This window comes from Escherichia sp. MR (assembly GCF_005280595.1).
Classification (GTDB): domain Bacteria; phylum Pseudomonadota; class Gammaproteobacteria; order Enterobacterales; family Enterobacteriaceae; genus Escherichia; species Escherichia ruysiae.
Genome location: NZ_SZVK01000016.1, coordinates 79575 through 88607, shown reverse-complemented (window position 1 = coordinate 88607; position 9033 = coordinate 79575). Strand labels below are relative to the sequence as shown.

Genomic DNA, 9033 nt, shown 5'->3' with positions numbered 1-9033 from the left:
TCGGTGGAGCTGCATGACAAAGTCATCGGGCATTATCTGAACATAAAACACTATCAATAAGTTAGAGTCATTACCGGTGTCTTTGAGAATTGCGAATCGCGACGAGAATTTTATGGTCGTCAGTTAGAAACTGCAGCCAGCCATTATGAAACTCAACTGCGCCCGCCCTTCTTCCGCGCACTGGTCGATTATGTCAATCAGGGTAACAGCGCGTTTGATTGCCCTGGTCATCAGGGCGGCGAATTTTTCCGTCGCCATCCGGCGGGGAATCAGTTTGTGGAATACTTTGGTGAGGCGCTGTTCCGTGCCGACTTGTGCAACGCAGACGTAGCGATGGGCGATCTGCTGATTCACGAAGGCGCGCCATGTATTGCACAGCAACATGCGGCAAAAGTGTTTAATGCCGATAAAACATACTTCGTTCTAAATGGCACTTCATCTTCTAACAAAGTGGTTTTAAACGCCCTGCTGACACCGGGTGATCTGGTACTGTTTGACCGCAATAACCACAAATCTAACCACCACGGTGCGTTGCTACAGGCTGGCGCGACACCGGTTTATCTGGAAACGGCACGTAACCCGTATGGCTTTATCGGTGGCATTGATGCGCACTGCTTCGAAGAAAGTTACCTGCGTGAGCTGATCGCGGAAGTCGCACCGCAGCGGGCAAAAGAGGCTCGTCCTTTCCGCCTCGCCGTTATTCAGCTAGGCACTTACGACGGTACGATTTATAACGCCCGTCAGGTGGTGGATAAAATTGGTCATCTGTGTGACTACATTCTGTTTGACTCCGCATGGGTCGGCTATGAGCAATTTATCCCGATGATGGCTGACTGTTCACCACTGTTGCTGGATCTTAATGAGAACGATCCGGGTATTCTGGTTACGCAATCCGTACATAAACAGCAGGCTGGTTTTTCTCAAACTTCACAAATCCATAAAAAAGACAGCCATATCAAAGGGCAACAGCGTTATGTACCGCACAAACGCATGAACAACGCCTTTATGATGCATGCCTCCACCAGCCCGTCCTATCCGCTGTTTGCCGCACTGGATATCAACGCCAAAATGCATGAAGGTGTCAGCGGTCGTAATATGTGGATGGATTGTGTGGTAAATGGTATTAATACCCGCAAACTGATCCTCGATAACTGTCAGCATATTCGTCCGTTCGTACCTGAACTGGTGGATGGTAAACCCTGGCAGTCGTATGAAACAGCGCAAATTGCGGTTGATCTGCGCTTCTTCCAGTTTGTACCAGGGGAACACTGGCATTCTTTTGAAGGCTATGCAGAGAATCAATACTTTGTCGATCCTTGCAAACTGTTGCTGACAACCCCAGGTATTGATGCACGTAACGGCGAATATGAAGCGTTCGGTGTACCCGCGACGATTCTTGCTAACTTCCTGCGCGAAAATGGCGTAGTGCCGGAAAAATGCGATCTTAACTCCATCCTCTTCCTGCTGACTCCGGCAGAAAATATGGCCAAACTTCAGCAACTTGTTGCCCTGCTGGTACGCTTCGAAAAACTGCTTGAGTCTGACGCGCCATTAGCAGAAGTACTGCCTTCCATCTACAAACAGCATGAAGCCCGTTACGCCGGTTATACCCTGCGTCAGTTGTGCCAGGAAATGCATGATTTGTATGCCCGTCACAACGTGAAACAACTGCAAAAAGAGATGTTCCGTAAGGAGCACTTACCGCGTGTCAGCATGAATCCACAAGAAACCAACTACGCCTATTTACGCGGCGAAGTGGAGCTAGTTCGCCTGCCGGATGCAGAAGGCCGTATCGCTGCCGAAGGCGCGCTTCCTTATCCTCCGGGCGTGCTGTGTGTTGTTCCAGGTGAAATATGGGGTGGTGCTGTTCTGCGTTATTTCAGTGCCCTCGAAGAAGGGATCAATCTGCTGCCAGGTTTTGCGCCGGAGCTACAGGGTGTCTACATCGAAGAACATGATGGTCGTAAGCAAGTCTGGTGCTATGTCATCAAACCACGCGAAGTGCAAAGCGCCCTGTTGAAAGGGGAACAATTATGAGCAAAGCAAAATCAAATAAGATGGGCGTTGTTCAGTTAACCATACTGACGATGGTCAACATGATGGGCTCCGGCATCATTATGCTGCCGACAAAGCTTGCTGAAGTTGGGACAATCTCGATTATCTCCTGGCTGGTTACCGCCGTAGGCTCAATGGCACTGGCATGGGCATTCGCAAAATGCGGTATGTTCAGCCGTAAAGCAGGCGGTATGGGCGGTTATGCGGAGTATGCTTTTGGTAAGTCCGGTAATTTTATGGCGAACTACACCTACGGTGTGTCGCTGCTGATTGCTAACGTGGCGATTGCTATTTCTGCGGTTGGTTACGGTACTGAACTGCTCGGCGCGAGTTTGTCGCCAGTGCAGATTGGTCTGGCGACGATTGGTGTGCTGTGGATTTGTACTATTGCCAACTTTGGCGGTGCGCGCATCACCGGACAAATCAGTAGCATTACCGTGTGGGGAGTAATTATTCCGGTGGTCGGCCTGTGCATTATTGGCTGGTTCTGGTTTAGCCCGACGCTGTACGCTAATTCATGGAACCCACACCATGTGCCGTTCTTTGGTGCGGTAGGTTCTTCCATTGCCATGACATTGTGGGCTTTTCTCGGTCTGGAGTCTGCCTGTGCGAATGCTGAAGTGGTAGAAAACCCGGAACGTAACGTGCCAATTGCTGTTCTTGGCGGTACGTTAGGCGCAGCGGTGATTTATATCATCTCTACCAACGTGATTGCCGGGATTGTGCCAAATATGGAGCTGGCAAATTCAACGGCACCGTTTGGTCTGGCCTTCGCGCAGATGTTCACACCGGAAGTCGGTAAAGTGATTATGGCGTTGATGGTGATGTCCTGCTGCGGTTCATTGCTCGGCTGGCAGTTCACCATTGCCCAGGTGTTTAAATCTTCTGCCGATGAAGGGTACTTCCCGAAAATTTTCTCTCGTGTAACCAAAGTAGATGCACCGGTTCAGGGAATGTTGACCATTGTGATTATCCAGAGTGGATTATCGCTGATGACCATTAGCCCGTCGCTGAACAGCCAGTTCAACGTGTTGGTTAACCTGGCCGTGGTGACCAATATCATCCCGTATATTCTGTCGATGGCAGCACTGGTAATCATCCAGAAAGCAGCGAATGTTCCGGCTGCTAAAGCGAAAGTGGCTAACTTTGTTGCCTTTATTGGTGCGATGTACAGCTTTTATGCGCGGTACTCGTCTGGGGAAGAGGCCATGCTGTATGGCTCCATCGTGACCTTCCTCGGCTGGACACTGTATGGTCTGGTATCACCCCGCTTTGAACTGAAAAATAAACACGGTTAATAAAGTGAAGTAAAAAAGGGCGATCGAATGATCGCCCTTTGGGATTATTAACAAAGTGCTCGTTGTTCATGCCGGATGCGGCGTGAACGCCTTATCCGGCCTACAAAATAGCGTAAATTCAATAGATTGCACTATCCTCGTAGGCCTGATAAGCGTAGCGCATCAGGCAGTCATAAGTAAAAAGGGCGATCTTCCGACCGCCCTTTTTCTTATTTAATATGTTTACGCGTTTTTCAGAACTTCGCTAACAATCTCGACTGCTTCTTTCTCGATCTGCTTGCGATGTTCTTCACCGAGGAAGCTTTCGCAGTAGATCTTGTATGCGTCTTCCGTGCCTGACGGACGCGCGGCGAACCAGCCGTTGTCAGTCATCACTTTCAGACCGCCAATAGAAGCACCGTTGCCCGGAGCAGCAGTCAGGCGCGCGGTAATTGGGTCACCTGCCAGAGTGCTGGCGCTCACCATTTCCGGAGACAGCTTAGACAGCGCCGCTTTTTGTGCGGAAGTCGCAACTGCCTGCAAGCGGTTGTAGCTCGGCGCACCAAAGCGTTTCGCCAGTTCGTTGTAGTGTTCCTGCGGGTTCTTACCGGTGACTGCGGTAATTTCCGCAGCCAGCAGACACATGATGATGCCGTCTTTATCGGTTGACCACGGCGTACCGTCGAAACGCAGGAAGGAAGCCCCCGCGCTCTCTTCGCCGCCAAAGCCGAAGCTACCGTCGAACAGACCATCAACAAACCATTTGAAGCCTACCGGTACTTCTACCAGCTTGCGCCCCAAATCGTTGACCACACGGTCGATCATCGCAGAAGAAACCAGCGTTTTACCCACGGCAACATCTTTACCCCACTGCGGACGATGCTGGAACAGGTAGTTGATTGCCACCGCCAGGTAGTGGTTCGGATTCATCAAACCTGCCGGAGTGACGATACCGTGACGGTCATAATCCGGGTCGTTAGCAAACGCCAGATCGAACTTATCACGCAGTGCCAGCAGGCCCGCCATCGCACACTCAGAAGAGCAGTCCATACGGATCGCGCCGTCTTTATCGAGGTGCATAAAGCGGAAGGTTTGATCGACCTGATCGTTAACGATGGTCAGGTTGAGGTTGTAATATTCGCCAATGCGCTTCCAGTATTCGATACCGGAACCGCCCAGCGGATCAACGCCCAGCGTCAGGCCAGCTTTCTGAATCGCCGCCATATCAACGATATCCGCCAGACCTTCCACAAACGGCTGCACCAGATCCTGCTCTTTCACATGACCGGATGCCATCGCTTCGTCGAGAGAGATACGCTTCACGCCTTTCAGGCCATCGGCCAGCAGTGCGTTAGCTCTGTCTTCCACCACTTTAGTGACGTTGGTATCAGCCGGGCCACCATTTGGCGGGTTGTATTTGATACCACCATCTTCCGGCGGGTTATGGGACGGCGTAATCACGATACCATCTGCCAGCGGGCCACCTTTTTTGTTGTGAACCAGAATGGCATTGGAAACGGCAGGCGTCGGAGTGAAGCCATTGTTTTCCTGCACAATAACGTCTACACCGTTCGCTGCCAGCACTTCCAGTACGGAAATGAACGCAGGTTCGGACAGGGCGTGAGTATCTTTACCCACATAGCAAGGGCCAGTGATGCCGTTTTTCGCACGTTCTTCAGCAATTGCCTGAGCGATCGCCAGAATGTGCGGCTCGTTAAAGCTGTGGCGCGCTGCACTGCCACGGTGACCGGAAGTACCGAATTTCACCGCATGCTCCGCATTCCCTGCTTCTGGTTTCAGTACATAATATTGCGCCGTCAGTTGGGCGACGTTAATCAAATCACTCTGTTGTGCAGGTTGACCTGCACGATTGTGGATTGCCATTGCTTTGTCCTTTATCTGCAACGTTTTAGATAGTTCCGCAAACCTTCTCAATCAATTCCGCCGGGAATTGCATCGACTGCATGATGTGTTCGATCATGCTGCATTTACGGCCGGTGTTAGTGTTGGTGATCACCCAATACGGCGTGCCTGGCACATGTTTCGGCTTGGTCTGATTACCATTTTTCAGCAGCGTTTGTTCATCTGCCGCAAAGTAAACGCGCGTGCGACCATGCAACGATTCCGTTGCCTCGGCAAACGCCTGAGCGTCAAGAGAATATAGTGTAGACAACAGCAGCATAAAGCGGTTGACCGCGCGCTTCTGCTCTGCGTATTCATCGGAAAGCAGAAGTTCACGCATTGCGCGTACTTTGTCTTTAATCGTTTTGATCGGCTTCGCTTCGACGATAGCAGGCGACGCAATGCGAACCTCTTTCGTCACCGGAGCAGCAGGCTGTGATGCGGCGGAAAATTTCAACATGCGCCGTAAAATGTCGGATGCGCTCTCGCCGATATGCTTAGTGTGGCTGGCAATATAGCTGTAGAGTTCATCATCAACTTCAATCGTTTTCATCTTAATCCAGTGCGGTGTCTTAGCTGAATACAAGTCGCCAGGAGTATATGAATAAATCCCGGCAGCGGATAGCGTCAAGCCTGGCTTGCAGAAAAACTCGGATTAAACCTTATTTGTTGCAGCCCTGTGGCACAATGGTCAACATAATACCCTAACCCGACTTCGCGAAAAAAAGAACTTTGCCATGAAATTGAATATCCGCGCGCAATCTGCACAAAACCAGCATAATAATTCTCCCATCGTCCTCGTCCACGGTTTGTTTGGTAGTCTCGACAACCTCGGCGTTCTGGCGCGCGACCTGGTGAGCGACCACAATATTATCCAGGTCGATATGCGTAACCACGGACTTTCACCGCGCGATCCTGTGATGAATTATCCAGCAATGGCGCAAGATCTGCTGGATACGCTGGATGCACAACAGATCGAAAAAGCGACGTTTATCGGTCACTCTATGGGCGGTAAAGCCGTTATGGCGCTAACTGCACTAGCCCCCGATCGCATCGATAAGCTGGTGGCGATCGATATTGCGCCGGTTGATTATCACGTGCGTCGTCATGATGAGATTTTCGCCGCCATCAACGCCGTCAGCGAATCCAGCGCGCAAACACGACAGCAGGCAGCAACGGTGATGCGCCAACATCTGAATGAAGAAGGGGTGATTCAGTTTCTGCTGAAATCTTACGTTGATGGTGAATGGCGTTTTAACGTGCCAGTGTTGTGGGATCAGTATCCGCATATCGTTGGCTGGGAGAAAATCCCGGCATGGGATCACCCTGCCCTGTTTATCCCCGGCGGTAATTCACCGTATGTCACTGAACAATATCGTGATGATTTACTGGCGCAATTCCCGCAGGCACGGGCGCATGTGATTGCGGGTGCGGGTCACTGGGTACACGCCGAAAAACCTGATGCGGTACTGCGCGCCATCCGTCGCTATCTCAATGATTAACGCAACTGATTAAAAACCCAGCGTCCGCGTCGCTTTCCGCGCGTGGGCGTTGGCGTGACTCATCGCGCTGATGTATTATGGCGCGCTATCCATCCGGGCAGACGCCCGGCTGATTGTTTCCCCCGAAGTCACCAAGATCATGGCCAAAGAACAAACGGACCGTACGACATTAGATCTGTTCGCGCACGAGCGTCGACCGGGACGACCGAAAACCAATCCGCTTTCGCGCGATGAACAGCTGCGTATTAATAAACGCAACCAGCTAAAACGCGACAAAGTACGTGGTCTTAAGCGTGTCGAACTGAAGCTGAACGCGGAAGCTGTCGAGGCGCTGAATGAGCTGGCAGAGTCGCGCAATATGAGCCGTAGCGAACTGATCGAAGAGATTTTGATGCAGCAGTTGGCGGCACTGCGTAGTCAAGGCATCGTTTAAATTTCCACTTTCATGTAGCACAGTGTGCAGTCCTGCCCGTTTGCTGATTCCGCAAGACTGCCTGTTCTGCTATGATTGCCTTTATCCGTGGGCAATTTGCCACCCCCATTTCAATAAGTTTCAAGAGGTTATTTCACTCATGGCTATCACTGGCATCTTTTTCGGCAGCGACACCGGTAATACCGAAAATATCGCAAAAATGATTCAAAAACAGCTTGGTAAAGACGTTGCCGATGTCCATGACATTGCAAAAAGCAGCAAAGAAGATCTGGAAGCTTATGACATTCTGCTGCTGGGTATCCCAACCTGGTATTACGGCGAAGCGCAGTGTGACTGGGACGACTTCTTCCCGACTCTCGAAGAGATTGATTTCAATGGTAAACTGGTTGCCCTGTTTGGCTGTGGCGACCAGGAAGATTACGCCGAATATTTCTGTGATGCATTAGGCACTATCCGTGACATCATCGAACCGCGCGGCGCGACTATCGTGGGTCACTGGCCAACTGCGGGCTACCATTTCGAAGCATCAAAAGGTCTGGCAGATGACGATCACTTTGTCGGCCTGGCTATTGACGAAGACCGTCAGCCGGAACTGACCGCTGAACGCGTGGAAAAATGGGTTAAGCAAATTTCTGAAGAGCTGCATCTCGACGAAATTATCAACGCCTGATGTGATGCGGTGTAGGCTAATGTCTACGCCGTATTAATAGATAATGCCAATCAAAATAATTGCTACAAATTTGTAACTTTTGCCGTAGTACCTGTACAATGTTCCAGTATTGAAGTGGCCTTGCCGATGTAAATGTAAGCTAAGCCACGTTTTTATTAACAATATTTGCCAGGGACTTGTAGTTTTCATTTAGGCGTGGCAATTCTATAATGATACGCATTATCTCAAGAGCAAATTCTGTCACTTCTCCTAATGAAGTGAACCGCTTAGTAACAGGACAGATTCCGCATGACTGATAACAATACCGCCCTAAAGAAAGCTGGCCTGAAAGTAACGCTTCCTCGTTTAAAAATCCTGGAAGTTCTTCAGGAGCCGGACAACCATCACGTCAGTGCGGAAGATTTATATAAACGTCTGATCGATATGGGTGAAGAAATTGGTCTGGCTACGGTATATCGCGTACTGAACCAGTTTGACGATGCCGGTATCGTCACCCGCCACAATTTTGAAGGCGGTAAATCCGTATTTGAACTGACCCAGCAACATCATCACGATCACCTGATCTGCCTCGACTGCGGCAAGGTTATTGAATTTAGTGATGAATCTATCGAAGCGCGTCAGCGTGAAATCGCCGCGAAACATGGTATTCGCCTGACTAACCATAGTCTCTATCTTTACGGTCACTGCGCCGAAGGCGATTGCCGCGAAGATGAGCACGCGCACGAAGGCAAATAAGTCAGCCTGAACGAGAAAAGCCAACCTGCGGGTTGGCTTTTTTATACCAGGGAAATAAGAACAAGCGAGAGTTATAGCCCTCGCTTTTTTTGTTTTTACTGCGTAGCGTTATTACTGCGAATTTCCTGCCAGACTTTATCGCAATCGGCTTTCACTGCCTGGTCGTTACCGGTTTGCGTTGCGCGCAGACACTGCTGATAATCCAGTACCCGCACACTTTCCTGGTCGGCAAACTGCTGATGTTGTTTCTCTTTCTTCAGCACGTTTAACACGCTCTGGCAGGCCTCAATTTTTTCCGGCGGGCCTTGTGCTGTGTTGATGCAGGCGCTGTAAGCTTCTTTTAGACGACTGTCTTCCTGTGGCGCGGTTGATTGCGCACAAGCCACCAGCCCCGATGCCATCATGGCGATGAGAATCAGTTTTTTCATAGCAAATTCCTCAAACGCGCGGCAGGCGAAA

Annotated in this window: 10 protein-coding genes and 2 pseudogenes; 9 read left to right on the top strand and 3 right to left on the bottom strand. The window is 50.4% G+C overall.

What is annotated here, in order from left to right; all coding sequences use genetic code 11:
- The 4 genes and pseudogenes from FC814_RS23470 to FC814_RS23100 all read left to right on the top strand — a co-directional run.
- The coding region (locus FC814_RS23470; protein ID WP_071528444.1) for an IS1 family transposase at positions 1–60 on the top strand (60 nt) is incomplete at its 5' end.
- Positions 61–69: 9 nt separating this feature from the next.
- Positions 70–2037 (top strand): annotated as a pseudogene (speF, locus tag FC814_RS09735) (ornithine decarboxylase SpeF); the annotation flags it as partial.
- A complete protein-coding gene (potE, locus tag FC814_RS09730; RefSeq protein ID WP_137325872.1) occupies positions 2034–3353 on the top strand; it encodes a putrescine-ornithine antiporter in 1320 nt (439 codons plus the stop codon). The pseudogene speF and the gene potE, both read left to right, overlap by 4 nt.
- A 70-nt stretch (positions 3354–3423) precedes the next feature.
- Positions 3424–3522: pseudogene (locus tag FC814_RS23100) on the top strand (hypothetical protein); the annotation flags it as partial.
- Positions 3523–3575: 53 nt separating this feature from the next.
- Here the strand turns inward: FC814_RS23100 and pgm are convergent.
- Together pgm and seqA are read right to left on the bottom strand one after the other, a co-directional pair.
- A complete protein-coding gene (gene pgm / locus FC814_RS09725; protein ID WP_059217312.1) occupies positions 3576–5216 on the bottom strand; it encodes a phosphoglucomutase (alpha-D-glucose-1,6-bisphosphate-dependent) in 1641 nt (546 codons plus the stop codon).
- A 25-nt stretch (positions 5217–5241) separates the two neighbouring features.
- The gene (gene seqA / locus FC814_RS09720) at positions 5242–5787 is read right to left on the bottom strand and encodes a replication initiation negative regulator SeqA (RefSeq protein WP_001515978.1); all 546 of its coding nucleotides are present in this window, start codon (positions 5785–5787) and stop codon (positions 5242–5244) included.
- A gap of 184 nt (positions 5788–5971) precedes the next feature.
- On the opposite strand from seqA, the gene ybfF reads away from it, so the two are divergent.
- The 5 genes from ybfF to fur all read left to right on the top strand — a co-directional run bounded on the left by ybfF (position 5972) and on the right by fur (position 8574).
- Positions 5972–6736, top strand: coding sequence for an esterase (gene ybfF, locus FC814_RS09715; protein WP_000773260.1), 765 nt, complete (start codon positions 5972–5974; stop codon positions 6734–6736).
- A 139-nt stretch (positions 6737–6875) separates the two neighbouring features.
- Positions 6876–7169 carry a LexA regulated protein gene (gene ybfE / locus FC814_RS09710; RefSeq protein WP_024165168.1) on the top strand — a complete coding sequence of 98 codons (294 nt, stop codon included), beginning with the start codon at positions 6876–6878 and terminating at the stop codon, positions 7167–7169.
- A gap of 139 nt (positions 7170–7308) precedes the next feature.
- The gene (fldA, locus tag FC814_RS09705; RefSeq protein ID WP_010346538.1) at positions 7309–7839 is read left to right on the top strand and encodes a flavodoxin FldA; all 531 of its coding nucleotides are present in this window, start codon (positions 7309–7311) and stop codon (positions 7837–7839) included.
- 209 nt (positions 7840–8048) lie between these two features.
- Complete coding sequence (gene uof / locus FC814_RS09700) at positions 8049–8135, top strand: fur leader peptide (protein WP_001695552.1); 87 nt, start codon at positions 8049–8051, stop codon at positions 8133–8135.
- Positions 8128–8574, top strand: a complete 447-nt coding sequence (gene fur / locus FC814_RS09695; protein WP_000131706.1) for a ferric iron uptake transcriptional regulator — start codon at positions 8128–8130, stop codon at positions 8572–8574. Before uof ends, fur begins: the two co-directional genes overlap by 8 nt.
- Before the next feature lie 95 nt (positions 8575–8669).
- On the opposite strand, the gene chiQ is transcribed toward fur, so the two are convergent.
- Positions 8670–9002: a ChiQ/YbfN family lipoprotein gene (chiQ, locus tag FC814_RS09690; RefSeq protein WP_137325871.1), complete on the bottom strand. Its 333-nt coding sequence runs from the start codon at positions 9000–9002 to the stop codon at positions 8670–8672.
- Positions 9003–9033: the final 31 nt, after the last annotated feature.